Genomic DNA, 23,388 nt, shown 5'->3' with positions numbered 1-23,388 from the left:
GGTGGATCCGCCGGTGGTGGTGGCATCCTTCGACGTGCTGTCTCCGATCACCGAGACGGCGTTGCCGCCGATGGTGACGGGCACCTGCACGGGCAGGGCTGCCTGGTTGCCGCCGAGGATGCTGTCGCTTCCGTCGGTCGAGACGTCGCCACCGCTGCCGGAGCCGGTGGAGCCGCCGGTGGTGGTGGCATCCTTCGATTCACTGTCTCCGATGACCGACACGGCGTTGCCGCCGACGGTCACGGGGACGCTGATCGGCAGGACAGCCTGGTTGCCGCCGCCGATGCTGTCGGAGCCGTCGGTCGACACGTCACCCGCGCCGCCGGTGGACGAGCCGCCGCCGGTGGTGGTGGCATCCGAGGTGCTGCTGTCGCCGATGACCGAGACGGCGTTGCCGCCGACCGTGACGGGCACGTCGACCGACACCAGACCCTGGTTTCCCGAGAGGATGCCGTCGCCACCCTCGGTCGTGACCGAGGGCGCCGGCGCCGTGGAGGGCGCCGTGGTGGTGGCGTCTTCGCTGTGGCTGTCGCCGATCAGCGAGACGGCGTTGCCGCCGACGGTGACGGGCAGGTCGACCGAGACGAGGCCCTGGTCGCCCGAGAGCAGTCCGTCGGTGCCGGACGTTTCTGCGGCATTGGCGATGCCGCATCCGAGGACGGCCAAGCCGCCTCCGACGAGCGCGCCCATGAGGACGCGCGAGTAGATCTTGCGCATGGAAGTTTCTCCTGTAGATGAATGAGGGTGCGCGTGAGCGCGTGGTCGTCAGCCGTGACGGGCACGGCGAGACCGTCCTCAGTCAGGAGAGACGTCGGTGGCGTAGACGGGAACGGCGGGGAGGTCGTCGTCGACGTCGCCCCCGCGCGAGAGAAGAACGATGGCGGCCGAGAGGCGCGCGTGGTCGGCGGTCGCGGGCGTTGCGCCGGCGGCCCCCGATCCGCCGAGGGCCGACGAGGCCGAACCGGTGCTGACGCCGAACGTGTGGCTCGAGGCGTCGTCTGCGGCGGGGGAGGAGGGGATGCCGGAGGCCGCGCCCGCAGCGGCCGCCTGGGCCGTCTGCATGGCCGTCGAGACGGCCTCGCGGAACATGCGGGCGATCTGGTCGGCGAGGGCGGTGGTCGAGACCGAGGGGGCGAGGGATGCCGTGGCCTCGACGGCCGCGTCGATCGCCGCGTCGGGGGACCCGGGGAGATCCGTCGTGGGCACGCCGGGGAGCTCGACACCGGGTGCCGCGGGGAGCGGGGTGCTGCCACCGCCGGTCTGCGTGCCGCCGGGGATCGTGGGGATCACCGGGTCGACGCTCGGCAGCTCGCCCACGACGACCGGCAGGGTCTCGTCGACGGTGTCGCCGACGCCCGTGACGACCTCGCCCAGGCCGGTGCCCTCGACGACCGCGCCCACGATGGGGAGCGACTCGACGGTGTCGACGACGGGGTGCAGGACACCACCGACGATGCCCGAGTCGGCGACTCCCGAGACGACGTCTCCGACGACACCGACCGTGCCGCTGACGGCACCGTTCGCGGTGTCGCCGACCGTGTTGACGGTGTCGACCACCGCGGGAACGACGGCGGGGATCACGGCGGGAACGGCCTCGACGGTGGAGGTGACGGTCTCGGCGACGGGTGCGGGGAGAACCTGCGTGGTCGTCTCGACGACGGGCTGAGCGGTCTCGACGACCGTCTCGGCGACGGGGGTGACGACCGTCTCGACGACCGGCTGGGCCGTCTCGACGACGGGGCTCACGACGGTCTCGACGGCTCCGCCGGCGGTGTCGGTGACGCCGTTGACGGTCGAGCCGACCGCTCCGAGCAGTCCACCGCCGTCGTCGGCGGAGGCTGAGGACGCGGAGGAGAAGAGCGACAACACGGCGAAGGCGAGGATCGCGAGCACGCCGAGCAGCAGTGCCCGCGCGAAGCGCGGTGCCCCCCTGTCCAGCGTGTCCTTCACGATTCGCCCCCCATAGGTGAATGGCCGTGAGTGTCGACTTTGGCGAGCGACGCTACGCCGCGGGTGAAGGATTCGACAGACCCCGGGTGAAATCTAGGTAGTTCGCGGACTACCTAGGTAGGACCCGGGGATGTGACGCCCGACACGCCGGGATCTCGAAAAAACTTGACAGCGGGCGTCTCGACTGGATACGCCGTCGCCGAGTTATCCCCGGGGTTGTGCACATGTGGAACCCCTAGCGCACAACCTTCAAGCCGAGATTCACTCGGGTTTTTACCAGGAAACCTGTGGACAACTAAACCCCAGATCAGATATAACTTACGGGCCCAAATTTGCACCCATCCACGGAGTTCTCCACAGTAGTTGTGCACAGACATGGCGGCGTTTCCCGCAAGCTCTCCACAGAGTTATCCACAGGGACATTTGCATGTGGAGAGGGTGGTATCTAGCGTGGGTGCAGCCCCTCGGGCCCTGGGTTCACGTGCCGCGCGCGTCGATGTCGGACGTCGGTGAAACCATCGCTCCCGAGGCCGTTCCACCTCTCGCCGCAGGTTCTCACGCGCGCGCGAGGCGCACGGCGCGGCCACCGCCCGAGAACCGAATGGAGAGCCTGTTGTCGATCGCTGACATCGCCGAAGAGCGTCTCGGAAAAGCCCCGCGTCCCGAGCGGACGCCCCCGCACGACATGCTCGCCGAGCAGAGTGCGCTGGGCGGCATGCTGCTGTCGAAAGACGCCGTCGCCGACGTGATCGAGACCCTGCGTGGTCCCGACTTCTACGTTCCCAAGCACGAGCTGATCTTCGAGGCAATCCTCACCCTGTACTCGCACGGCGAGCCGACCGACGTGGTCGCCGTCACCGACGAGCTCATCAAGACGGGCGAGCTGCAGCGCGCCGGCGGCGCCGACTACCTGCACACGCTCACCTCGATCGTTCCGACCGCGGCCAACGCCGGCTACTACGCGTCGATCGTGTCGGAGCGCGCGATGCTGCGTCGCCTGGTCGAGGCCGGCACCCGCATCGTGCAGATGGGATACGCCGGTGAGGGCGACCCGGTCGAGCTGGTCAACAGCGCGCAGGCCGAGATCTACAACGTGTCGGGCGACGACAGCGCCGAGGACTACATCCCGCTGACGATGGCGGTGGATGCCGCGGTCGAAGAGATCGAGGCCGCTCGCGGTCGCGACGGGTCGATGACCGGCATCCCCACCGGCTTCGCCGGACTCGACCAGCTGACCAACGGTCTGCACCCGGGCCAGATGATCGTGCTCGCCGCGCGTCCCGCCATGGGTAAGTCGACGCTCGCGCTCGACTTCGCCCGCGCCGCCGCGATCAAGTCGAACGCCCCGTGCATCTTCTTCTCGCTCGAGATGGGGCGCAGCGAGATCGCGATGCGCCTCTTGAGCGCCGAGGGCCAGATCCCCCTGCAGAGCATGCGCAAGGGAACCCTGGACTCGCGCGACTGGACCACCGTTGCCGCCACCCGCGGTCGCATCAACGACGCTCCTCTCTACATCGACGACAGCCCCAACATGACGCTCGTCGAGATCCGCGCGAAGTGCCGTCGCCTCAAGCAGCGCGAGGGTCTGAAGATGGTCGTCATCGATTACCTGCAGCTGCTCACGAGCGGTAAGCGCGTCGAGTCGCGCCAGCAGGAGGTCAGTGAGTTCTCGCGCGCGCTGAAGCTGATGGCGAAGGAGCTGCAGGTTCCCGTCATCGCCCTGTCGCAGCTGAACCGTGGTGCCGAGCAGCGCGCCGACAAGAAGCCGGCGCTGAGCGACCTGCGTGAGTCGGGCTCGATCGAGCAGGATGCCGACATGGTGGTGCTGCTGCACCGCGAGGCGGCGTATGAGAAGGACTCGCCGCGTGCCGGCGAGGCCGACCTCATTGTGGCGAAGCACCGTAACGGGCCGACCGACACGATCACGGTGGCGTTCCAGGGGCACTATTCGCGGTTCGCGGATATGGCGCCGGGGATGTGACAGGGACGCCCGACTAGCGTTCCACGCGCGCCCGGAGCAGGCGCCGCTCGGCATCGTTCGCGGTCAGTTCGAGGGCACGCAGGTCTTCTGTCAGGGCCTGATCACTTCGGCCGAGGTTCCGGAGCAGGCGTGCCCGCACGGCGTGCCAGAGGTGGTAGCCCGCGAGGTCCTGCTCGAGGACATCGACGTCGTCCAAGCCCCTCTGCGGTCCGTCGACCTCGGCGAGGGCGACGGCACGATTCAATCGCACCACCGGGGACCGGTCGTAGGCGAGCAGCATGTTGTAGAGCGTGAGCACCTGCAACCAGTCGGTGGGGCTGCCGTCGTGCGTGTCGGAATGGCACGCAGCGATGGCCGCGTGCAGCTGCCAGCGTCCGGGGCGTCGGAGCGCGGCGGCTCGCTTCAGGACGGTCTGTGCCTCGGCGATCAGGCTGCGATCCCATCGCGCGCGGTCTTGGTCGGCCAGCAGAATGAGTTCTCCGTCGACGGCGCGTGCGCCTTCGCGCGCCCGGTGGAACAGCAGCAGGGCGAGCAATCCCTGCGCCTCAGCCTCGCGCGGCAGGTCATGGGCGACGACCCGTGCGAGCCAGAGGGCGTCGTCCGCGAGGTCGCGATCCGCGGTGGCATCCCCGCCGGCCACCAGGTGGGCCTCGCTGTACATCACCGAGATGACGGTGAGGACGATGTCCACCCGTGCGGCGCGCTCCGACTCTTCCGGAATGCGCAGCGGGATGCCGGCGGTGCCGATCTTGCGTTTGGCGCGAACAATCCTCTGGGCGACGGTGGACTCTGGAGTCAGGGTGGCCCGCGCGATCTGGGCCGTCGTGAGGCCGCAGATGGCACGAAGCGTGAGGGAGAGCTGCGAGTTGGGTGACAGTGCGGGGTGACAGCAGCCGAACAGCAGAGGCAGTCGTTCGTCGGGCTCGTCGTCAGCGCGGGCGGGAGCCGGTGTCACCTCGCGGAGCGTGTCGAGTTTCTCGCGATACCGCTTCTCTCGACGGAGCCGATCGAGAGCGTTGTGACGGGCTGCCTGGGTGAGCCAACCCCCGGGATTGGGTGGCACGCCCCGCGTTCGCCATTGGAGCACGGCCTCCTCGATCGCCTCGGCGACTGCCTCCTCCGCGAGATCGAGACTCCCGATCCACCGGGTGAGTGCCGCGACGATGCGCGCCGATTCCGCGCGAATGACGCGGGCGAGATGCAGATCGGATGCCGCGGCACCGGCCGGGTGGCGGGCCCCGGCATCCGATCCACTCATCATCCGACGCGTTCTCAGTAGACGACAATTGGCCTGATCTCGACGGCCACACCGGGCAGCTCGAGCATCGGCCACGTCTTGACGAGGGCGATCGCCGCGTCGAGGTCGGCGACGTCGATCACCTGGAACCCGCCGACGACTTCTTTGGCTTCGGAGAACGGGCCGTCGGTGACGACCGGTTGGTCGCCGTCGCGTCTGACCGTGGTCGCGGTGCTGACGGGCTGCAGCTCTGCGCCCGATTCGGTCATCGCGACGCTGTGGGTGCCGAACCATTCGTAGATGCGGCGGTAGACCTCGTCACTATGCTCGGGAGATACCGCCGCGTCGAGTTCAGGTGTGGAGGTGAACATGATGGCGTACTTCATGATCGTGTCCTTTCGTAGTGGAACCGTGTCACGGGTTGAGCGAACGGGCAAGCGCGAAATCGACGCTCAAAATGGACCCGTTCACGAGAAGGCGGTGCGTGGCTCGAGGTGTCTTGCCCGCTCTGTGATGAAACGTCGACGGTTCGCTCTGATGAGTGGTCAGAGCTGTGCAGCCGACGGGTCGTGGAGCGGGCGCAGCTCGACCCCGCCGCCCGTGGCCGGGCAGAGCTTCGCGAGTTCGATGGCGTGACCGTGGTCGAGGGCATCGACGATGTAGTAGCCGAGCAGGACTTCGCGGGACTCGACGAACGGCCCGCCCGTCACCGAGTCGGCTCTGATCGTGGTCGCAGTGGTCACGGGAGCGAGCGCCGAACCGCCCGTGATCCTGCCGCCGTGCTCGACCACCCGGGCGGTGAAGGTGTTGTGGGCCTCGACGACCGCGGCCCATCCTTCCGGCGAGAGGGCGGCGTAATAGGTGGGGTCTTCGTAGATGAGGATTGCGTACTCGGACATGGCGATGCCTCCTGCGGCTGGTTTCGAGCCGGCGACTCCGGCTCCGTCACAGAGACAGCGACCAGCGGACCGCCGGATCGACATCCGCTTGGAAAATCCGCGAACGAATTCCTACGACCTCCAGTACCCCAACGCGCACATCAGGACGGTTTCGTCATCGGCGTCGGCCGGGGGTTCGATGGCCGGCGGGAACACGCCGAATTGACGCCACTCGTCGGCGTGGGGGGTGACGTGCTCGTTCATGCCCGCGATCAGATCGGAAGAGAGGTGAAACGGGATGCCGAACTCTTTCGCGATCAGGTACGCCTGCGACGCGCGATACAACGCGAGGTGCGCGAAGCCCTCGTCCGCCGGGTAGTCGCCATAGACGAAGCGGAAGGTGTCGACGGTTTCACCTGTTCGCACAGTGGCTGCGGCTTGGTCGTTCAAGGCGTCGTACGCCGCAATCGGATCGTCGCCCAAGAGGTCCCGCTCGTCGAACGGATCGCCGTCGGCGACCGCGCGTCCGGCGAGCACGTCGGGGATCCAGGCTTCGTCGTAGGCATGGCGTCCGAGGATGCCGAGCAGCGTGGGCGATTCGAGCTCGCTCCACTCCTTCGGAACGGATGCCGAGAAGTCGGCGGGATCGAGCTGATCGACGACCTCGCGCAGCGCGGCGTCGGCGTGCAGGAAGAGAGTGGCAGGACTCATGACGCCGACCGTACTCCGGGGGTGCGACAGTCGATAGGGTTCGGCGGTCGCTCGATGGGCGGCGTTCGGATTCGTGACCGCAAAAGGTTCCACCGCGTTCACCGTCCAGGGCGCATCACCGACGCCCTATGCCGTGACGACAGCCCCAACATGACGCTGGTCGAGATCCGCGCCACGTGCCGTCGGCTCAAGCAGCGCGAGGGCGTGGTAGGCGCGTCGAGTCGCGCCAGCAGGAGGTCATTGAGTTCTCGCGTGCGCTCAAGCTGATGGCGAAGGAGCTGCAGGTTTCCCGTCATTGCCCTGTCGCAGCTGAACCGTGGTGCCGAGCAGCGCGCCGACAAGAAGCCGGCCCTTTCCGACCTGCGTGAGTCGGGCTCGATCGAGCAGGACGCCGACATGGTGGTGCTGCTGCACCGCGAGGCCGCGTACGAGAAGGACTCGCCTCGTGCCGGTGAGGCGGACCTGATCGTGGCGAAGCACCGTAACGGGCCGACGGACACGATCACGGTGGCGTTCCAGGGGCACTATTCGCGGTTCGCGGATATGGCGCCGGGGATGTAACTCCCGTTAACATCGACCCCCGAGAAACCGCCGTCGCGCCCGACCCGGGGCTGTCGCAGAAACGCCGTCAGGACGTCGGGAGCACGTCGCCGTCGTAACAACCCAGGTCGCCGTCGTGGATGGCTTGAGCCTTCGCGTCGGTCTCGGGGGTCATCGCGTAGTCGTCTTTTGCTCTGTGAGGGGCACGGGGGACGGCGGAGTGACGTGAGCGGTTAAGACCTGACCGTCCCAGTACCGCTGCGTTCCTGTGCCGGTTCCGTCGTCACACCACCCGGCAGGCGTGTTCTGTTCGGCCATGGCGCCCCCTCCATCGTCGATGTCGAGCCTATGGTGTCGGGCGACCCCGCCCCGTCGGCGCAATACGGGAACACCTCGGGGTGGAACTGATGGAGTCAGGCGGCGGTCCGTCGGCGCCAGCCGCCGCCGACGCCGCGCGTACCGAGTCCGCCTGCCAGAGTGCAGGCACGACAGGATTCACGGCTTCACGGTTTCCAGAACCCCAGCGCGCACATCAGCACGGTCTCGTTGTTAGCGCCCCCAATGGCTCGATGGCCGGAGGGAAGACTCCCAACTGACACTATTCATCGGCGTGCGGGATGACGTGCTCGTTCCTGCCCGCGATCAGCTCGGATGAGAGGTGAAACGGGATGCCGAAGTGCTTCGCGATCGAGTACACCTGCGACGCGCGAAACAACGCGAGGTGCGCGAAGCCCTCGGCGGCCGGGTAGTCGCCGTACGTGATGCGAACGGTGTCAGCTAACTCCCCAGCCTGAACGGCGGCTGTCGCGTCGTCATTCAGCGCGTCGTAGGACGCGACCGGATCGTCACCAAAGAGGTCGACGGCCGCGAACGGGTCGCCCTCGGCGGTCGCCCGCCCGGCGATTACGTCGGAAATCCACGCTTCGTCATAGGCATGGCGCCCGAGGACGCCGAGCAAGGTGGGCGACTCGAGCTTGCTGCACTCCTCGGGAACGGGTGCCGAGAAGTCGGCGGCATCGAGTTTGTCGACGACTTCGCGCAGCACGGCATCGGCGTGGAGGAAAAAGGTGGCGGGGGTCATGGCGGCGAAGCAGTGCCATAAGAAGGGCTGGTCCGTTGCCACGCTCGACCTCGACATGGCCACGACCAACGGGGAAACAATCGCCCACGTCCTGATGGCGCTGGCCCAGTGGGAGAGGCGACAGATCGGTGACCGAACCCGTGCCGCGCTGGCCGAGCTGAAGCGCCAGGAAAAGCCGTACGGTGGCCGTCCCTCGAAGACTGACCTCCGCGGTGAGGTCGTCAACTACATCACTATGCGTCGCGACGAAGGTGCGTGCGTGTCGCCGATCGCGCGCGAGCTGAACGAGGCCGGCCACCTCACATCGCCGGGCAACCGGTTGTATCCGTCGACGGTCACGAAGCTGGTTGAAAGAGTGGCGTCTCTGTCCATACAAAATTGACAGGGCGGCCGGAGATGGCATCGCGGCCAACGCGCCCACAGGGCATTTTCCGCCAGGATGGTGTCATGCCATCGAGAACATGCCCGTTCTGCAACCGCGCGACGCACCTCACCCCCCGGTGGGCCGAGATCGTTATGTTCCGCTCTACGACGTTTCAGATGCTCCAGGGTGCAGCCACGTGTGACCATTGCGGTAGAGCAAGCCTCGCGTTCTCTGCAAAGTGGCGAGACGTGTCGGGAGATCCCGTGGCGCGGCTGAGCGCAATCCACGACGATGACATCACCTGGCTGCCGCGGCGTGGCGATGCTCCTGAGTTTCCGGACGTCCCCGAGCACATCGAACGCGCGGCGAAAGAGGCACACTCGTGCTTCAGTATCAACGCCTTCATGGCCTCGATTCTGATGGCGCGAACTGTCGTCGAGGCAACTGCGAAGGAGAAGGGCATCACCTCGGGGAGGCTGATTCAGAAAATTGACGCCATGGCGGCTTCGAGCGTGATTCGCGAGTCGACCAAGGATGCCGCACACGAGATTCGCCACCTCGGGAACGACATGGCGCATGGCGACATCGCGGACGTTCCGGAGAGCGACGACGTCCGCGACGTACTCGTGCTGATGGACGAAGTGTTGGCGGAGGTATTCCAAGGGCCTGCACGTACCGAGCGTCTAAAGAACCGGAGGTCCGCGTCCTCCGCGTAAGGCTCCGCTCGCGATGCGTGGACGTGGGCGTCAAAATAGCTGCGGTTGATTGATGTCGTCCGAGACACGCCGTACATCAATTATCAGAGTTGCCTGGAAGTGGCAGTGCGCCCCTATGGTGGAAGCATTCTTGATCAAGGGGGCTCCGTTGCCGAATGCCGAATCCGAACCGCCATGGGACGCGGTCATTGCCCGTTCGCTCGCCTACCAGGCCATGCATCTCGCGGGTCTCGCTGATGCGACGATGGTCAAGCGCGCTCAATTTTTGATGACGCTCGGCTTACCGCGAGCCGACGCCGCGGCGATGCTGGGCTCGAATGATGAGTCTTTGCGGGTTCAGATCAATCAGGCAAAGCGGAAGGCGGCCACCGCAGATGCCAAGTGAGACCGACGGCGTTGAGAAAATCGCCAATCTGCTCGCCTTGCTGCTGATCAAGGACATGAACAAATCGACGGCGGCGTCTACGCTCGCGACCTCTGGCTTCTCTAACAGGGAGATCGCAGGTCTTCTCTCAACGTCGGAGGGGTCCGTCCGCGCGCTTCTCTCTGCTTCACGGAAGAAGACCGAGAAGGTCGATAGGTCGGAGGCAGCTACGGATGGCTGATGGGGCGCTCATCCGGCGGCTCATCCGTGACAAGACTGGGTACAGCGAGCGACACATCAACCGGCTTGTCACCGCGAAATCCACTTCTGATCTGTTGAGCCGTGATCACGCCTCCATGGCAGTTGCCGTTGAGAACAACGTGAATATCAACAGAGCGGTAGATGATGCTGACTGGGCATCGCTGCGTGGCTCTCATCCTGGGGGAGCAACTTCAATGCCTGCAGCATCACCGAGCTCAGCGCGGCCCGCACGGGCCGCTCGCGCTGCATCAAGTTCGGCAACGCGCACCCCTCGTGTCAAGCCCGGCCGCACTGTAATGGTGGTCTACGGCCGTGACGGCGACGCGAAGAATGCGATGTTCGAGTTCCTGGAGTCGCTTGACCTGAAACCCATGAGCTGGACCCAAGGCATCAGTCAGACCAAAATCGCGAACCCGAGCGTTCGGGAAGTTGTGGACGCGCTCTTTGCCAAAGCGGTAGCCGTTGTTGTGTTGCTGACTCCCGATGACGAGGCCCGACTCAAGCCGGAGTATCACAAGAAGAACGACCCGGCGTACGAGAAAGAGCTTACGGGCCAGGCCCGCCCCAACGTGCTCTTCGAGGCGGGAATGGCGATGAGCAGCCACCCAGAGCGGACCGTCCTGACGCAGATCGGTTCGGTACGGCCATTCACCGACATCGGTGGCATCCACATCACTCACCTCAACAACTCGATTGAAACCCGCCGAGAGCTCGCAGCCAAACTCAGCAACGCGAAATGCCAGATTGACATGGACAGCGACAAGTGGCGGGACGCTGGCAACTTCGAGCCGGACGACGAGGAGTAGGGCTATGGGTGAGGAAGAAGAAGCAACGGTACCCGTATCTCCCGCGACCATCCAGGACCGGATTGCGGCGTTTGAGATGCTTGACCGCATGCATGAAGCTACGCAGGCGCAGAAGACGTATCGGTTGTCCCTCGTCGGTTTCAAACGTGCAGATATAGCCGCGATGCTAAATATCAGCGTGGCGTCGGTGAGCCAGAACATCTACACAGAACGCAACAAGGGCAAGAAGAAGCCGGTGGCTAAGAAGACTGCCGCTGAGGTGGACGCCGCCCAGTGAATCGGGTGGGGGTCTTCGACCCGAACCCTCCTGAACCAAGCGAGAGAGTCAGATCGTCAGTCCCCACTTGGTGACGGTCCGGACGCGACGTGCTGTCGCTTCATTCATGCTCGCCTCGCGTGAGACGGCGTAGCCCTCCGCATACTCGTTGCCGAAACGCGGCCGCGTACGTGGCGTACCCTCGGGCCAACTGTAGACGATCACGGCGTCGAGCAGGAGCTTGAGGAAAGCGCGACGTCGACCGGGCGTCCAGGTCAGCTAGTCCACTGCGTCAGCGAGCGCATTTGCGACGACCGGTCGACCGAGCAGGCCGTTGATCTGGCTCGCGATCGCATCGAGCGCGGCGTCGATCCGGCGGATCGCGTGCGACCCACGGTGCCGCACGGCGCTCCTTTCGCGCCGCGGGTCGTGCCGGGCTGGGACGTCGACGCGTTCGTATCCGCGCGATTCAAGGGGTCGGACACCAATGAGTGGCCCTGCCGCGGGACGCTGTTGCTGCACGCGCCGGCGCGAGACGTGCTGCCGTTCGCGGGCGACGGCACCGTCACCGCCATCGACGACGAGCGCTGCACCCTCGCGGCGGGCTCGTGGTCGTGGGGTGCGCTCGCCGCATCGTTCGGGAGGTTCGAGGTGGCGATGGAGGTCGTCGGGCCGCCGGAGCTGGCGGAGGCGTTCGCGGTGCAGGCCGCGCCGCCCGCCTCGAAAGGCTCTTCCACGGAGCAGCCGCGGCGACAAAGCTAGCGGCATGACCCAGCCTCTCCGCTAGGCCATCAACGTCACCCTCGACGGCTGCGTCCACCACGAGGAGGGCCTACCTCCGGATGCCGAATCCATGGCGTTCTGGACCGACGAGCTGCGCCGCTCCGACACCCTTTTTTATGGCCGCGTCACGTATGAGGTAATGGAAGGCGCGTGGCGCCGACCGCAGTCGGGGGAGTGGCCGGACTGGATGGATGCCAGCGAGGTCGCGTTCGCAGAGGTGATGGATCCGATGCGGAAGGTGGTGGCATCCGGAACCCTTCTTGAAGCCGACTGGAACGCCGAACTCGTGCGGGGAGACGTCGTGGAGGCCGTTCTTCGCCTGAAGGAGCTGCTGGGGCGGGGGATCTCGCTCGGTGGGGTGCGGCTGCCGGCTGTGCTGGCGGCTCACGGGCTGATCGATGAGTACACGTTCGTCGTGCATCCCGTGGTTGCGGGGCGGGGGCCGCGGCTGCTCGACGGCGTGGGGGATGAGGTGAGACTGCGCCTCTTCGAGCGACGAGAGCTGCCGTCGGGGGTCTCGGTGCAGCGGTATCGGCCGGTCACGCGTGACTGAGCGACGGGTTTGATCGGAGACCTCCGTCGAGAGCAGGGATCACCACGTCGTCGAGATAGGCGCGAAGGCGCGGCACATCGCGCGTCAGGGTCCGCCAGACGCGGTGCGGATCCAAGTCGTCGTACTGATGCGCGGCGAAGTTTCGCATGCCGATAATCTGCCGCCACGGCTGGTCGGCGAAACGCTGGCGAACCGGCTCGGGGATCTTCGCGACTGCCTCTCCGATGCGGATCAAGCCCATCTCGGCAGCCCACTGCGCTTGGACATTCGTCGAGAACGCCTCCTCGCCTTCGGCCACGATCAGCGCGATCACGTCGCAGACCGTGGTGATGCGGGTCGCGGCATCCAGAGCCTTCTGTGTTTCGCCGCTCACACGGGCACCGCTTCAGAGAGGATCCGCTCGCGCAGGTCGCCGCGCAGGGTGTCGGAGGCCACCACATCGACGGGGACCTGCAGCAGGTCGACGAGCGCCAGCCGAAGACCGACCTCGTCCAACAGTCCCGCGTCGGGAGTGAAATCCACGACAAGGTCGATGTCGGAGCTTTCGGACGCTTCGCCACGGGCAACCGAGCCGAAGACGCGCGGATTCTCGGCGTGATGCTCGACGACGAGCCGGTGAATCTCGTCGCGGTGCCGGAACAGCCGGTCGTTCAAGGTGCCGACGAGCGCGCGTCGGATCCGATCGAGCACCTCGGGGCTGGGCTGACGGCGGCCATTCTCGTACGCGGAGATGTTGGGCTGCGGCACCTGAGCCGCGCGAGCGAGCTCGGCCTGGCTCATGCCCGCCGCCCTACGCCCCGCGCGGATGTTCATGCGGCCAGGATAGCGGAGGGTATATCGGGGTCGATATACCGCGGGGCGACGCCATCGTCGTGACGTCGCCCCGTTGGCATCCGCGAATCAGGCCTGGAGGAACGGGTAGTCCGTGTACCCGCCCTCGCCACCGCCGTAAACCGAAGCCTGGTCGACCTCGTTCTCGTCGGCGTTCTGCTCCCACCGCGTCACCAGGTCGGGGTTGGCGATCGCGGGGCGGCCGACGGCGACGAGGTCGGCGATGCCGTCGTCGACGGCCGAGACGGCCTCGTCGCGCGTGGTCATCTTCGAGAAGCCCGAGTTGACGATGAAGGTGCCGCCGAAGGCGCGGCGCAGGTCCTGGATGAGGTCGCTCGCGGGGTCGGCGTGCAGCACGCTCAGGTAGGCCAGGCCCAGGGGGGCGAGGCCGGCGATGAGGGCCTCGTAGGTGGCGCGGGTCTCGGCCTCGTCCTTCTCCCACACGTCCTGGATGTTGTGGGCGGGCGAGATGCGGATGCCGACACGGTCGGCGCCCACCTCGGCCACCACGGCGCGGGCGACCTCGATGACGAAGCGCGCGCGGGCCTCGGGCGAACCGCCGTACCCATCGGTGCGCTGGTTCGACGCGGGCGAGAGGAACTCGTGCAGCAGGTACCCGTTGGCCGCGTGCAGCTCGACGCCGTCGATGCCGGCATCCACTGCCCGTCGAGCGGCCTTCACGAACTCGTCGCGGATCGTCTGCAGCTCGTCGGTCTCGAGGGCGTGCGGAACCGGGAACGCGACCTTCGAGCCGTCGGCCAGGCGCGTGTCACCCTCGATCGCGATCGCCGAGGGGGCGACGATGCGGTCGGTTCCGGTGATGCCGGTGTGGGTGACGCGCCCGCCGTTCATCAGCTGCATGAAGACGACGCCGCCCTCGGCGTGCACCGCGTCGGCGACCTTCGCCCACCCGGCGGCCTGCGCGTCGGTGACGATGCCCGGCTGACCCGGGTACGCCTTCGACTCGGCGCTGGGGAACACACCCTCGGTGACGAGCAGTCCGATACCCGCGCGCTGCTGGTAGTACTTCGCGACGAGGGGTCCGGGAACGCCGTCCTCGCTCGCGCGCAGACGGGTCATCGGAGCGAGCGAGACGCGATTGCGGACGCCGATGCTTCCGACGGTGGTGGGGGTGAAGAGGCTCACGGGTGTCCTTTCGTGGGGGTCACAGGGCCACGCGGAGGTAACGGAGCGCGGCGACCATCTATTCCACGGGATGCGCATGTGCGCAGCGGTGGGTTGACGCGTGGGTCATCGGCTGGCGGATGGGGTCGGCATCGCGCGGGAAGCGCACGTCATCAGCCGCTGGCCCCGTCAGCGACCCGAGCAATCCGACGAGATCGCCGGCAGGGTGAACGCCGGGTCAGCACTCCCGCCCGCGTAGGCGATGTCGATAACCTCGCCGCGCTGCTCAGCGCTATAGGTGCCCAGGAGGAAGGGGCGAGCGAAATCGTCGCCGGCGAACGTCTGAACCGTCTGGAAGAAAAGTCCGTCGCGCACGCCGATGGAGCCTTCGGGGCTGAGGCCATTCGGCTCAGCGGCGAGATATCCCGATGGGCAGCCGTCGATCATGACCGGCGTCACTTGCGATGACGTGAGGGGGAGCAGCAAGAACCCCACGAAGAGCACACCGATTGCGATGACGCGCGCCGGTATCGCCAGGAGCAACCACCACGCCCGACACCGCACCGTGAACACCGCCACCGTTGCCGCCGCCCATCCGACCAGCAGAGCGTAGAAGCGGATCTGCCACCCGAAAGTGTTGCCGATGAGCACGTCCGTCGAGCCCGACGTGATGGACGCAATGCCTTCGTAGATTGCGACACAAATCAGGAACAGTGCTGCGCATCCGATGAGAATCCCGACGCGTACCCGGGGCCTCGAAACGCGGGGAATGTCGCCCCACCGAGAATGCGTTCCAGCGGCCTCTTCCATGGCGCGAGCCTACCCACGCCTCGCAACTGTCGACGTGGCGATCACCGATTGTGCGATCCGCCCACCGCTTCCTCCGCCTCACCCTGCGATCCTGCTCAGATGCGAGGAATCGGCTGGGGACTCCCGCGGATCGTCCTACGCTGGTGACCCACCCCCGCACCGGAGGAACGCGATGACCGAGAACCCCCTCGCCCACCGGCTCGATTACACGCTCGACGAGCTCGATGACGCCGCGCTCGCGGCATCCCCCCTCGCGCTATTTCAGCGGTGGCTCGCGGATGCGGCCGACCTTCCCGAGCCGAATGCCATGGTCGTCTCGACGGTGGATGCCGAGGCCCGCCCGACCTCGCGCACCGTGCTGCTGCGCGGGATCGACGACGACGGTGCGCTGTGGTTCTTCACCAACCGCGGCTCGCGCAAGGGGCAGGCGCTGGCGGGGAACCCTTCGGTCTCGATCCTGTTCCCCTGGTACGCGCTGCAGCGGCAGATCATCGTGCTCGGCACCGCCACGCCCCTGCCCGCCGAACGTGACGACGCGTACTTCGCGTCCCGGCCGCGCGGATCCCAGCTGTCGGCCTGGGCGAGCCACCAGTCGGAGCCCGTGGCATCCCGTGCCGCACTCGAGGAGCAGATGGCCGAGGTGGCCGCGCGGTTCGGTGACGACGCGGTCGTGCCGCGCCCGCCGCACTGGGGCGGGTACCGGGTGGAGCCGCGCGAGATCGAGTTCTGGCAGGGACGACCGTCGCGGCTGCACGACCGGATCGTGTTCACGCGGGATGCCGCGGGGGAGTGGCGGGGGATGCGGCGGCAGCCGTGACGCGTATACCGGTTCGCGCAAGGGGGACGCGGCGGGGAGGCCGGGAGCGCCCCGCCCCGTAGATTCGTCACATCCTCATCCACGGCTTGAGTCGCGGCATCCTGAGGTCGACGTACGGGGGTAGGCGAGACGATGGCGAAGAAGAACGCGGACAAGCCGCCGCTCGACGACAAGGCGTTCATCCAGGCGTCGACCGAGGCGAAGTCGCGCTACGGGCGGTTCAGCCTCGCGATCGTCGGCGCGTCGGGGGTGGGTAAGTCCTCGCTCGTCAACGCCGTCTTCGGGCGCGACTGGGCGAAGGTCGGGCGCGGGTTGCCGGTCACGCGGGGCGTGCATTTCTACAGCGACGACTCGCTCGGCATCTGGGATGTCGAGGGGTTCGAGATCGGCTCGCCCGTCCCGCCCGACCAGCAGCTGCGGAATCACCTGGATGCCATCGCCGCCCACCCCGGCGACCACCAGATCTCGGTCGTCTGGTACTGCGTGCGAGCCGCCGACGATCGCCTGACGCCGGCCGACATCGCCATGATCCGCGAGCTCGACGCGCGGGGGCTGCCCGTGATCCTCGTGCTGACCAAGGTCGACTGGATCAAGAACCCGATCACCGGGCACCAGGGCGTCGCGAAAGACTTGGAGGCGTTCGTCGAGTGGCTGAACGACCCGATCGACCCGAACACCGGTGAGCGGCTGCGTATCCCGTATCGGCAGGTCATCCTGACCTCCACCCGCGATAAGAACGGGAAGGGCAAGGGGCACGGCCTCGGTGACCTTGTCACGCAGACCCTCGAGCTGGCCCCCGAGCGCGACAAGGACGCCTTTCGCATCGCACAGCGACTCAACCTCCCCTGGAAGCGCGAGATGGCGCGGCCGCTCATCGCCGCAGCGTCCGCGGCGGCCGCGGGGGCGGCATCCGTTCCGCTTCCTGTGTCGGATGCTGTCACGCTGGCGCCGATCCAGCTGACGATGATGGGACGCATCGCCGCGATCTACGACCTCGAGGTCAAGACCATGCTCTCGGCCGGGGCGCTCGCGCAATTCGGTGTGCAGGTCGCGGGACGCGCCCTGGCGACCAGCTTTCTCAAACTCATCCCGGGCGCCGGCGTCGTCGTGAACGCCGCGGTGGCCGCAGCGCTGACCGCGGCGACGGGCGAGAGCTGGCTCAAGATCTGCGAACTGCTGCACACCGGCAAGATCGACGTGCGAAAGCTCGACCAGGAATGGGCGAAGTACGCGCCGAGCTTCATGGACGTGGCGCGCAAGCTCGTCGAGCGGCGGGTGGGGCGGAAGTAGGGGTCGCCCCGTCGTTCGATCGACGTAGACGGGCGAGCGGAGGATGGATGCCGCTGCGACGGCCCCCGCGGCTGCCGGCCGTCCGCCGGTCGCGGGCTCGATCCCGCCGGCCCCCGCCGCCCCGAGGCGTGAAACCCTGGGACCACCATGACCGAATCCACCGCCTCCGACCGCCTGCGCGCCGCCCTCGAACACCCCGACGCCTCGGCCCGGCTGCAGGCCGCGCTCGCCGCGGGCACCCGGCCCGACGACAGCTACGTCGCCGAGCTCGTCGCCCGCTGCGCGGTCGAGCCCGACTTCTTCGTGCGCGACATGCTGACGTGGGCGTTGACGCGCCACGACCCCGCACGCGTGGTGCCGGGCCTGCTGCCGGAGGTGACGTCCGAGGTGCCGCAGGCGCGCAGCCAGGCGCTGCACACGCTGTCGAAGATCGGCGACCCCGCCGCCTTCGGCGCCATCACGCGGGCGGTGCTGCGCGACCGGCACCCCGAGGTGGCGCGGGCGGCGTGGCGGACGGCATCCGGTCTGGTTCCCGACGACGCGCGCGAGGCGCTCGCCGAAGAGCTCGCCACCCAGTTCGGACGCGGCGACCACGACACCCAGCGCAGCCTGAGCCGGGCCTTCGCGGCCATCGGCCCGCGCGCCGAGCCGGTTGTCGAGCATGCCGCGGCCTCGTCATACGACGTGATCAGCGCGCACGCGCGAGCAACTCTGATCGTCATGGACGACCCCGACACCGAGTTCGCCGAGGCGGTCGTCGAGGCGCGTCGCGTGGTCGCGCAGCGGGCGCTGGCGGGCGAGGACTGACGGCTCAGGCGTCCCGCGGGTGCGCCGAAGGCCGACGAGCCGAACCGTCAACCCCCTGGCCATCCCAAGGTTCCGCTCAAGAGGGGGCGGTACTTTCGAGAATGGTTCGCCGCGAGGCGCCCCTCCCGGGCGCCCACCGCGTAGCTGGAGAGGAGGCGGACGACCATCAGTACGACTCTGATCCGGCCCGCCGCGTCGACGGCATCCGCTCCTCCCCCGGGGCTGCGCCACCTCCCCTCGCTCACCGGACTGCGCTGGGCGACCGCGATGCTGATCTTCGGCCACCACATCATGGCCGTGCAGTACTTCGGCGGAACCCCCGGCGACGTGTGGGCCCTCGTCTTCGAGGCGGGCAAGACCGGCGTCACCCTGTTCTTCATCCTCTCGGGCTTCGTGCTCGCCTGGGGGTATAAACCGCAGCAGTCCGCCGGATCGTTCTGGTGGCACCGTGTCGCCCGCATCTACCCCCTGCACGTCGTGGGCGTCGCGCTCGCCCTGGTCGCGGCGGCGACCCTCATCCCCGAGATCCGCACCGACGGCGCCGCCCCCCTGGCCGCCAACCTGCTGCTGGTCAACGGGTGGGTGCCCGACTGGTGGCAGGCCGGCAACCCCGCCAGCTGGTCGCTCGTGTGCGAGGCGTTCTTCTACCTCGCGTTCCCGTTCCTCATCCGTCCGCTCGTGCGCCTGTCGACGCGCGGACAGGTGATCGTGATCGCGTCGTCTCTCGCGCTGGTGGCGCTGGCCCCGCAGATCGCCGCCTTCGCCCCGGGCGTGCTGTCGTCGGCATCCACCCCCCTTCTGCGACTGCCCGAGTTCGTGATCGGCATGAGCCTCGCGCTGCTCGTGAAGAGCGGGGCATGGATGCCGGTGCGCCTGCGCCTCGCGCTGCCTCTCGCCGTCGCCGGATACGCGCTGTCCGAGGCGCCCACCGTGCCCGGCACCGACGTGCACCCGGGCCTGGCGGCGACCGTCGGCTTCTTCGGGCTGCTGGTCGCCTCGCTCGCCGCGGCCGACGCGCACCGGGGGTCGACCGTGCTCGCCCGTCCGCTCTGGCAGGAACTGGGCCGGGTGTCCTTCGCCTTCTACCTCGTGCACCTGCTGGTCATCGCCTCGGTGTCGTCGGGCTCGCCCGAGGGCCACCCCGAACTGCCCTGGCGTCAGGCCGTTGCGCTCGCGCTCGCCGCGTTCGGCATCGCGCTGGCGATCGCGTGGGTGCTGCACCGCGCCGTCGAGGTGCCGGCGCAGCGGTGGCTGCTGCGGTTCGACCCGGCGCGGCGCTCGGGTGCGGGTGGCGGTGCGGCGGGTGCCGGTGCGGCCGGCGGCGGCATGGCGGGCGGCGGTTCGGCGGGTGGCGGCGGTGCGGCGGCCGGCGGCGGCATGGCGGGCGGCGAAGCGGCGGGTGGCGGCCGCGCGGCGGCTGGCGGCGGCGCGGGTGGCGGCGACGCGCGGGTGGCGGTGCGCTGAGAACAGGAGATGCGCCGAGAACAGGCTGATCGGCGCGGTTTCGGCCTGTTCTGGTGGCATCCCCTGTTCTGGTGACGGTGTCGGTGGCCGTGACGGCGTCGACGGCGGACGCCGGCGCGCGACACGCCCGGCCCACCGCACGTTCAGCAAGGCCCCGATACACTGCCCCGTGCCCGAAACACAACTGCTTGCCGACCGCGATGCCGCGCGGTCGACCACCATCGACCCGCTCGAGCTCGAGATCGCGCTGCGCGTCATCGACGCCGCCTCCTCGCTCGACCACGACGACCCCGCCTACATCGCCCTGCGCCGCCAGACCGGCAAGCTCTATAAGGACGTCAAGCGGCAGTCGCGCAAAGAGAAGCGCCAGCGCATCGCCGACGCCGACCGCGCCGTCGTCGCCGCCACCGCCACGGGCGCCGCCGATCGCATCGACGACGAGACCCGCGGCATCCCGCTGCAGGCCCGTACCGCCATGCCGTTCGCGGGAGAATTGATCAAGGCCCGCGCCTGCTACATCTGCAAAGAGGACTACACCCTCGTCGACGCGTTCTACCACCAGCTCTGCCCCGACTGCGCGTCGATGAGCCACGAGAAGCGCGACGCCCGCACCGACCTGACCGGACGACGGGCCCTGCTCACCGGCGGCCGCGCCAAGATCGGCATGTACATCGCGTTGCGGCTGCTGCGCGACGGCGCCCACACGACCATCACCACGCGCTTCCCCCGCGATGCGGTGCGCCGCTTCTCGTCGCTCCCCGACAGCGCCGACTGGCTGCACCGACTCAAGATCGTCGGTATCGACCTGCGCGATCCCGCCCAGGTGATCGGGCTGACCGAGTCCGTGGCATCCGAGGGTCCTCTCGACATCCTGATCAACAACGCCGCGCAGACCGTCCGCCGCTCGCCCGGGGCTTACAAACCCCTGGTGGATGCCGAACTCGAGCCGCTCCCCGACGGACCGCTGCCCGAGCTGGTCACCTTCGGTCACACCAACGACGCCCACCCGCTCGCGCTCGCGCAGTCGGTGTCGGCGCACCCGATCCTCGCGTCGGCGGCCCGGACGGCCGACGAGCTGACCGCCGAGGCGATGGCCGCGGGATCGTCGTCGCTCGAGCGCCTGATGGCCGGGACCGCGATCGACGCGGGCGGCCTCATCCCCGACGAGGACCGCATCAACAGCTGGACCCAGCACGTCGACCAGGTCGAGCCCCTCGAGATGCTCGAGGTGCAGCTGGCCAACATGACCGCGCCGTTCCTGCTGGTCAGCCGTCTGCGTCCCGCGATGGCGGCGTCGACCGCGAAGCGCAAATACATCGTCAACGTCTCGGCGATGGAGGGCGTGTTCGGTCGCGGCTACAAGGGCCCCGGTCACCCGCACACCAACATGGCCAAGGCCGCGCTGAACATGCTCACGCGCACGAGCGCGCGCGAGATGTTCGAGTCCGACGGCATCCTGATGACCGCCGTCGACACCGGCTGGATCACCGACGAGCGCCCGCACTTCACCAAGGTGCGTCTGGCCGAAGAGGGCTTCCACGCCCCACTCGACCTCGTCGACGGCGCCGCCCGCGTGTACGACCCGATCGTGCGCGGCGAGGCCGGCGAGGACCTGTTCGGCATCTTCTTGAAGGACTACCGCAAGAGCTCGTGGTGAGCCCTCGGCCCGTCTTCGCGCGGTGAGTGTCCACGACACGCCGCACCGGGCGGTGCCGGCGCGGCGTGTTCTGGACACTCGCGCACCGGTGACGGAGCGGCGGCGGGCGGGGGCTCGCGGGGTGGGTGTCCAAGACACCCGGACGGTTTTGGTCGGGATCCGGGTGTTTCGGACACTCGATCGGCGCGGGGCACCGCGGGGCGTGGGGCCCCGCGAGGGCGCGGGGCGTCAGGCGGGGAGGAAGAACTCCCGCGCGAGCGGGGCGATCTCGAGACCGGATGCCGTGCCGGCGGTGATCCAGCGCAGTTCGGCGATCTCGGCATCCGGCACCGGCCGCTGGTCGCCGATGTCGACACGGAACACGTCGGCGACCACCGCGAAGCCGGGCTCGTTCGCCGCGCTCGCGGTGAACCGGCCGAGGGGCTCGAGCGCGTCGGGGGACACCCGGATGCCGACCTCTTCGGCCAGCTCACGGGCCAGCGTCTCGGCGGGGGTCTCCCCGGGCTCGGGCTTGCCGCCGGGCTGCATGAACGCGGTGGTTCCGGCCTTGCGCACGACCAGCAGGCGGCCGTCGGCGTCGGTGATCACCGCGGCCGAGACGTGGATTCGGCGTGGGGGTGTGGCATCCGGAATCACGCCCGCACGCTAGCAGGAGCCGGGGCCGCGCGGTGTCGCGTAGGCGTCCGCGCGCTCCGCTCGCGTGGACGGGGGAGCGGCGGTGATCGGACGGTGACCGGCGCCGGTGTCAGCGGCGCAGGCGCCGCGCGGCGGTCAGATCGAGCAGGAACAGTGCGGCGCCCTGGATGACGACGGCCACACCGTGACCGCGCGCGTCGGCGGCGCTCAGACGGCCCCCGAACGTCGGCCTGCGAACCGCGAGATGCGCGCCCGCGGCGGCGTACCCGACGTCGAGCGCCGTGTTGATCAGCAGCAGACGCCGCAGCGGGCCACGCTTCGGCGCGGCCCCGCGGCGGACGGCGGACATCGCCAACGCGAGGTCGACGGCCCCCCACATCGCCGTCTGCACGCCGAAGGCGCGGGTGCGCGGGAAGAGCGCCAGGGCGCCTCCCGCGACGACGGATGCCGTACCCCATCGCCGCAGACGACGCACGAGGGTGCCGGCGACGGCCTTCGTTGATGCCATGACATCCATGATGCCGCCCGGCTGGCATCCCTGGGCGCTCCGCCGGCGCTGCCCGCGCGGGGGGTTGAGCGGTCGAGTGTCCAGGACACGCGGGTGCGGGGCATCGGCGTGCGGCGTGTCTTGGACACTCGACAGGCTGGGGCGCGGCGGGGCGCGGCGGGGTGCGAGCGCGCGGCGGGGACCTTGCGGGATGCGAGCGCGGGGCGGGGGCCCGGCGGGCAGAGGGGCGGGCGCGCGGGTCGGCGCGGGCGCAGGAATAGCGGGCGCGCGGGTCAGCGCGCGCGCAGGCATAGCGGGGGCGCAGGGTCGGCGCGGGCGCAGGAATAGCGCGGGCGCAGGAATAGCGGGGGCGCAGGGTCGGCGCGGGCGCGGGTCAGCGCGCGGCGCGGGGGACCGCCATCGACGGCTCGGCGTCGTCGGGGAGGCCGTAGGTCGCCACGACGCGTTCGAGGTAGCGCTCGATCACCCGCTGTTCGGCGTCGTCGAAGTCGTCGAGGACCGCGTCGACCCCCGCGATCATCGGCATGAGGTGACCCATCGCGCGCTCGACCGACGATTCCGTCGGTACGACCAGGACGCTGCGTCGATCGGTCGGGTGAGGGATGCGGGTGACGTGCCCGAGGTCGACGAGGCGGTCGATCGCGGCCGTGGTCGCGGCGGTGGTGAGGTCGAGGCGCCGCGAGAGCTCACCCGGTGACAGCGGACCCGACATGACCAGGTGACCCATGGCATCCAGTCCCGTCGGATTGACGGCGAGAGCGCGCTGCAACGCCTTCTCGAAGGCCGAACCCGCGGTGAACAGGTCGCGCACGAGCGCGGTCGGGCGCCGCGTGCGGGGCACGGGGGCGCCGCCGGCGGTGGGGGGATGGGTGGAAGATTCCGACGCTTCCATGGCTGGCACTCTACGCCCGTTTAGGATACTTTTCTCGTATCTCGATGATCGAGATACTCCAAAATCTAGG

29 protein-coding genes and 1 pseudogene are annotated in these 23,388 nt (G+C 68.5%); 15 read left to right on the top strand and 15 right to left on the bottom strand.

Features of this window, described 5'->3' with window-relative positions:
• The coding region (locus tag ACIPVB_RS01895; protein ID WP_400366479.1) for a chaplin family protein at positions 1-717 on the bottom strand (717 nt) is incomplete at its 3' end.
• Between the two features lie 78 nt (positions 718-795).
• Entirely contained in the window at positions 796-1,950 is a 1,155-nt protein-coding gene (locus ACIPVB_RS01890; protein WP_400366477.1) for a hypothetical protein, read from the bottom strand.
• Positions 1,951-2,551: 601 nt separating this feature from the next.
• Here ACIPVB_RS01890 and dnaB point away from each other — a divergent pair.
• Positions 2,552-3,931, top strand: coding sequence for a replicative DNA helicase (gene dnaB, locus ACIPVB_RS01885; protein WP_375136074.1), 1,380 nt, complete (start codon positions 2,552-2,554; stop codon positions 3,929-3,931).
• Between the two features lie 13 nt (positions 3,932-3,944).
• Here dnaB and ACIPVB_RS01880 read toward each other — a convergent pair whose 3' ends face one another.
• From ACIPVB_RS01880 to ACIPVB_RS01865, 4 genes are all read right to left on the bottom strand, one after another.
• On the bottom strand, positions 3,945-5,192 hold the full coding sequence (locus tag ACIPVB_RS01880) for an RNA polymerase sigma factor (protein WP_400366475.1): 1,248 nt from the start codon (positions 5,190-5,192) through the stop codon (positions 3,945-3,947).
• Between the two features lie 11 nt (positions 5,193-5,203).
• A complete protein-coding gene (locus ACIPVB_RS01875) occupies positions 5,204-5,554 on the bottom strand; it encodes a YciI family protein (RefSeq protein WP_400366474.1) in 351 nt (116 codons plus the stop codon).
• 159 nt (positions 5,555-5,713) lie between these two features.
• Entirely contained in the window at positions 5,714-6,067 is a 354-nt protein-coding gene (locus tag ACIPVB_RS01870; RefSeq protein WP_400366473.1) for a YciI family protein, read from the bottom strand.
• A 111-nt stretch (positions 6,068-6,178) separates the two neighbouring features.
• The gene (locus ACIPVB_RS01865; protein ID WP_400366471.1) at positions 6,179-6,757 is read right to left on the bottom strand and encodes a hypothetical protein; all 579 of its coding nucleotides are present in this window, start codon (positions 6,755-6,757) and stop codon (positions 6,179-6,181) included.
• A 285-nt stretch (positions 6,758-7,042) separates the two neighbouring features.
• Here ACIPVB_RS01865 and ACIPVB_RS01860 point away from each other — a divergent pair.
• Positions 7,043-7,318 (top strand): annotated as a pseudogene (locus tag ACIPVB_RS01860) (DnaB-like helicase C-terminal domain-containing protein); the annotation flags it as partial.
• 150 nt (positions 7,319-7,468) lie between these two features.
• On the opposite strand, the gene ACIPVB_RS01855 reads toward ACIPVB_RS01860, so the two are convergent.
• Both ACIPVB_RS01855 and ACIPVB_RS01850 read right to left on the bottom strand, forming a co-directional pair.
• A complete protein-coding gene (locus ACIPVB_RS01855; protein ID WP_400366469.1) occupies positions 7,469-7,615 on the bottom strand; it encodes a DUF2510 domain-containing protein in 147 nt (48 codons plus the stop codon).
• A gap of 280 nt (positions 7,616-7,895) precedes the next feature.
• Entirely contained in the window at positions 7,896-8,378 is a 483-nt protein-coding gene (locus ACIPVB_RS01850; RefSeq protein ID WP_400366467.1) for a hypothetical protein, read from the bottom strand.
• On the opposite strand from ACIPVB_RS01850, the gene ACIPVB_RS01845 reads away from it, so the two are divergent.
• From ACIPVB_RS01845 to ACIPVB_RS01810, 8 genes are all read left to right on the top strand, one after another.
• Positions 8,377-8,760 (top strand): recombinase family protein, encoded by a 384-nt coding sequence (locus ACIPVB_RS01845; protein ID WP_400366465.1) that lies wholly within the window; start codon positions 8,377-8,379, stop codon positions 8,758-8,760. The genes ACIPVB_RS01850 and ACIPVB_RS01845 overlap by 2 nt on opposite strands.
• A gap of 230 nt (positions 8,761-8,990) precedes the next feature.
• Positions 8,991-9,458 (top strand): DUF4145 domain-containing protein, encoded by a 468-nt coding sequence (locus ACIPVB_RS01840; protein WP_400366463.1) that lies wholly within the window; start codon positions 8,991-8,993, stop codon positions 9,456-9,458.
• 115 nt (positions 9,459-9,573) lie between these two features.
• A complete protein-coding gene (locus ACIPVB_RS01835; protein WP_400366461.1) occupies positions 9,574-9,843 on the top strand; it encodes a hypothetical protein in 270 nt (89 codons plus the stop codon).
• Entirely contained in the window at positions 9,833-10,063 is a 231-nt protein-coding gene (locus tag ACIPVB_RS01830; protein ID WP_400366460.1) for a hypothetical protein, read from the top strand. The genes ACIPVB_RS01835 and ACIPVB_RS01830 overlap by 11 nt, the downstream gene beginning before the upstream one ends.
• A complete protein-coding gene (locus tag ACIPVB_RS01825) occupies positions 10,056-10,889 on the top strand; it encodes a TIR domain-containing protein (RefSeq protein WP_400366458.1) in 834 nt (277 codons plus the stop codon). The genes ACIPVB_RS01830 and ACIPVB_RS01825 overlap by 8 nt, the downstream gene beginning before the upstream one ends.
• 4 nt (positions 10,890-10,893) lie before the next feature.
• On the top strand, positions 10,894-11,166 hold the full coding sequence (locus ACIPVB_RS01820) for a hypothetical protein (protein WP_400366456.1): 273 nt from the start codon (positions 10,894-10,896) through the stop codon (positions 11,164-11,166).
• A gap of 363 nt (positions 11,167-11,529) precedes the next feature.
• Positions 11,530-11,907, top strand: a complete 378-nt coding sequence (locus ACIPVB_RS01815) for a hypothetical protein (protein WP_400366454.1) — start codon at positions 11,530-11,532, stop codon at positions 11,905-11,907.
• 28 nt (positions 11,908-11,935) lie between these two features.
• A complete protein-coding gene (locus ACIPVB_RS01810) occupies positions 11,936-12,481 on the top strand; it encodes a dihydrofolate reductase family protein (RefSeq protein WP_400368173.1) in 546 nt (181 codons plus the stop codon).
• Here the strand turns inward: ACIPVB_RS01810 and ACIPVB_RS01805 are convergent.
• The 4 genes from ACIPVB_RS01805 to ACIPVB_RS01790 form a co-directional block, all read right to left on the bottom strand.
• On the bottom strand, positions 12,468-12,854 hold the full coding sequence (locus ACIPVB_RS01805; protein ID WP_400366452.1) for a DUF86 domain-containing protein: 387 nt from the start codon (positions 12,852-12,854) through the stop codon (positions 12,468-12,470). The genes ACIPVB_RS01810 and ACIPVB_RS01805 overlap by 14 nt on opposite strands.
• Positions 12,851-13,294: a helix-turn-helix domain-containing protein gene (locus ACIPVB_RS01800; protein ID WP_400366451.1), complete on the bottom strand. Its 444-nt coding sequence runs from the start codon at positions 13,292-13,294 to the stop codon at positions 12,851-12,853. The genes ACIPVB_RS01805 and ACIPVB_RS01800 overlap by 4 nt, the downstream gene beginning before the upstream one ends.
• Before the next feature lie 87 nt (positions 13,295-13,381).
• Complete coding sequence (locus ACIPVB_RS01795) at positions 13,382-14,458, bottom strand: alkene reductase (protein WP_400366449.1); 1,077 nt, start codon at positions 14,456-14,458, stop codon at positions 13,382-13,384.
• Positions 14,459-14,626: 168 nt separating this feature from the next.
• The gene (locus tag ACIPVB_RS01790; RefSeq protein WP_400366447.1) at positions 14,627-15,247 is read right to left on the bottom strand and encodes a hypothetical protein; all 621 of its coding nucleotides are present in this window, start codon (positions 15,245-15,247) and stop codon (positions 14,627-14,629) included.
• A gap of 172 nt (positions 15,248-15,419) precedes the next feature.
• Between ACIPVB_RS01790 and pdxH the strand changes: the two genes are divergently transcribed.
• The 5 genes from pdxH to ACIPVB_RS01765 all read left to right on the top strand — a co-directional run bounded on the left by pdxH (position 15,420) and on the right by ACIPVB_RS01765 (position 21,282).
• Positions 15,420-16,064 (top strand): pyridoxamine 5'-phosphate oxidase, encoded by a 645-nt coding sequence (pdxH, locus tag ACIPVB_RS01785; protein ID WP_400366445.1) that lies wholly within the window; start codon positions 15,420-15,422, stop codon positions 16,062-16,064.
• A 132-nt stretch (positions 16,065-16,196) separates the two neighbouring features.
• Entirely contained in the window at positions 16,197-17,354 is a 1,158-nt protein-coding gene (locus tag ACIPVB_RS01780; protein ID WP_400366444.1) for a GTPase family protein, read from the top strand.
• Positions 17,355-17,501: 147 nt separating this feature from the next.
• Positions 17,502-18,161 carry a HEAT repeat domain-containing protein gene (locus tag ACIPVB_RS01775; protein WP_400366443.1) on the top strand — a complete coding sequence of 220 codons (660 nt, stop codon included), beginning with the start codon at positions 17,502-17,504 and terminating at the stop codon, positions 18,159-18,161.
• 144 nt (positions 18,162-18,305) lie between these two features.
• Positions 18,306-19,625: an acyltransferase family protein gene (locus tag ACIPVB_RS01770; RefSeq protein ID WP_400368172.1), complete on the top strand. Its 1,320-nt coding sequence runs from the start codon at positions 18,306-18,308 to the stop codon at positions 19,623-19,625.
• A gap of 169 nt (positions 19,626-19,794) precedes the next feature.
• Positions 19,795-21,282, top strand: a complete 1,488-nt coding sequence (locus tag ACIPVB_RS01765; RefSeq protein ID WP_400366441.1) for an SDR family NAD(P)-dependent oxidoreductase — start codon at positions 19,795-19,797, stop codon at positions 21,280-21,282.
• A gap of 228 nt (positions 21,283-21,510) precedes the next feature.
• Here the strand turns inward: ACIPVB_RS01765 and ACIPVB_RS01760 are convergent, their stop codons facing one another.
• The 3 genes from ACIPVB_RS01760 to ACIPVB_RS01750 all read right to left on the bottom strand — a co-directional run bounded on the left by ACIPVB_RS01760 (position 21,511) and on the right by ACIPVB_RS01750 (position 23,318).
• Complete coding sequence (locus tag ACIPVB_RS01760; RefSeq protein WP_400366439.1) at positions 21,511-21,918, bottom strand: NUDIX domain-containing protein; 408 nt, start codon at positions 21,916-21,918, stop codon at positions 21,511-21,513.
• A 109-nt stretch (positions 21,919-22,027) separates the two neighbouring features.
• The gene (locus ACIPVB_RS01755; protein ID WP_400366437.1) at positions 22,028-22,426 is read right to left on the bottom strand and encodes a DUF6992 family protein; all 399 of its coding nucleotides are present in this window, start codon (positions 22,424-22,426) and stop codon (positions 22,028-22,030) included.
• 373 nt (positions 22,427-22,799) lie between these two features.
• Positions 22,800-23,318 carry a MarR family winged helix-turn-helix transcriptional regulator gene (locus ACIPVB_RS01750; protein WP_400366435.1) on the bottom strand — a complete coding sequence of 173 codons (519 nt, stop codon included), beginning with the start codon at positions 23,316-23,318 and terminating at the stop codon, positions 22,800-22,802.
• Positions 23,319-23,388: the final 70 nt, after the last annotated feature.

Source organism: Microbacterium sp. NPDC090007 (assembly GCF_044748345.1).
GTDB lineage: Bacteria > Actinomycetota > Actinomycetes > Actinomycetales > Microbacteriaceae > Microbacterium.
The sequence above is the reverse complement of the archived record's forward strand: the minus strand, read 5'-3'. Positions and strand labels throughout refer to the sequence as shown.

Bases quoted from the DNA above. Each gene is read 5' to 3' on its own strand.
- ACIPVB_RS01865 (WP_400366471.1), bottom strand. From the start codon at position 6,757: ATGAGTCCTGCCACTCTCTTCCTGCACGCCGACGCCGCGCTGCGCGAG.
- pdxH (WP_400366445.1), top strand. From the start codon at position 15,420: ATGACCGAGAACCCCCTCGCCCACCGGCTCGATTACACGCTCGACGAG.
- dnaB (WP_375136074.1), top strand. From the start codon at position 2,552: ATGGAGAGCCTGTTGTCGATCGCTGACATCGCCGAAGAGCGTCTCGGA.
- ACIPVB_RS01870 (WP_400366473.1), bottom strand. From the start codon at position 6,067: ATGTCCGAGTACGCAATCCTCATCTACGAAGACCCCACCTATTACGCC.
- ACIPVB_RS01755 (WP_400366437.1), bottom strand. From the start codon at position 22,426: ATGGCATCAACGAAGGCCGTCGCCGGCACCCTCGTGCGTCGTCTGCGG.
- ACIPVB_RS01875 (WP_400366474.1), bottom strand. From the start codon at position 5,554: ATGAAGTACGCCATCATGTTCACCTCCACACCTGAACTCGACGCGGCG.
- ACIPVB_RS01845 (WP_400366465.1), top strand. From the start codon at position 8,377: ATGGCGGCGAAGCAGTGCCATAAGAAGGGCTGGTCCGTTGCCACGCTC.
- ACIPVB_RS01880 (WP_400366475.1), bottom strand. From the start codon at position 5,192: ATGATGAGTGGATCGGATGCCGGGGCCCGCCACCCGGCCGGTGCCGCG.
- ACIPVB_RS01790 (WP_400366447.1), bottom strand. From the start codon at position 15,247: ATGGAAGAGGCCGCTGGAACGCATTCTCGGTGGGGCGACATTCCCCGC.
- ACIPVB_RS01825 (WP_400366458.1), top strand. From the start codon at position 10,056: ATGGCTGATGGGGCGCTCATCCGGCGGCTCATCCGTGACAAGACTGGG.
- ACIPVB_RS01830 (WP_400366460.1), top strand. From the start codon at position 9,833: ATGCCAAGTGAGACCGACGGCGTTGAGAAAATCGCCAATCTGCTCGCC.
- ACIPVB_RS01750 (WP_400366435.1), bottom strand. From the start codon at position 23,318: ATGGAAGCGTCGGAATCTTCCACCCATCCCCCCACCGCCGGCGGCGCC.
- ACIPVB_RS01850 (WP_400366467.1), bottom strand. From the start codon at position 8,378: ATGACCCCCGCCACCTTTTTCCTCCACGCCGATGCCGTGCTGCGCGAA.
- ACIPVB_RS01820 (WP_400366456.1), top strand. From the start codon at position 10,894: ATGGGTGAGGAAGAAGAAGCAACGGTACCCGTATCTCCCGCGACCATC.
- ACIPVB_RS01800 (WP_400366451.1), bottom strand. From the start codon at position 13,294: ATGAACATCCGCGCGGGGCGTAGGGCGGCGGGCATGAGCCAGGCCGAG.
- ACIPVB_RS01775 (WP_400366443.1), top strand. From the start codon at position 17,502: ATGACCGAATCCACCGCCTCCGACCGCCTGCGCGCCGCCCTCGAACAC.
- ACIPVB_RS01835 (WP_400366461.1), top strand. From the start codon at position 9,574: ATGGTGGAAGCATTCTTGATCAAGGGGGCTCCGTTGCCGAATGCCGAA.
- ACIPVB_RS01855 (WP_400366469.1), bottom strand. From the start codon at position 7,615: ATGGCCGAACAGAACACGCCTGCCGGGTGGTGTGACGACGGAACCGGC.
- ACIPVB_RS01780 (WP_400366444.1), top strand. From the start codon at position 16,197: ATGGCGAAGAAGAACGCGGACAAGCCGCCGCTCGACGACAAGGCGTTC.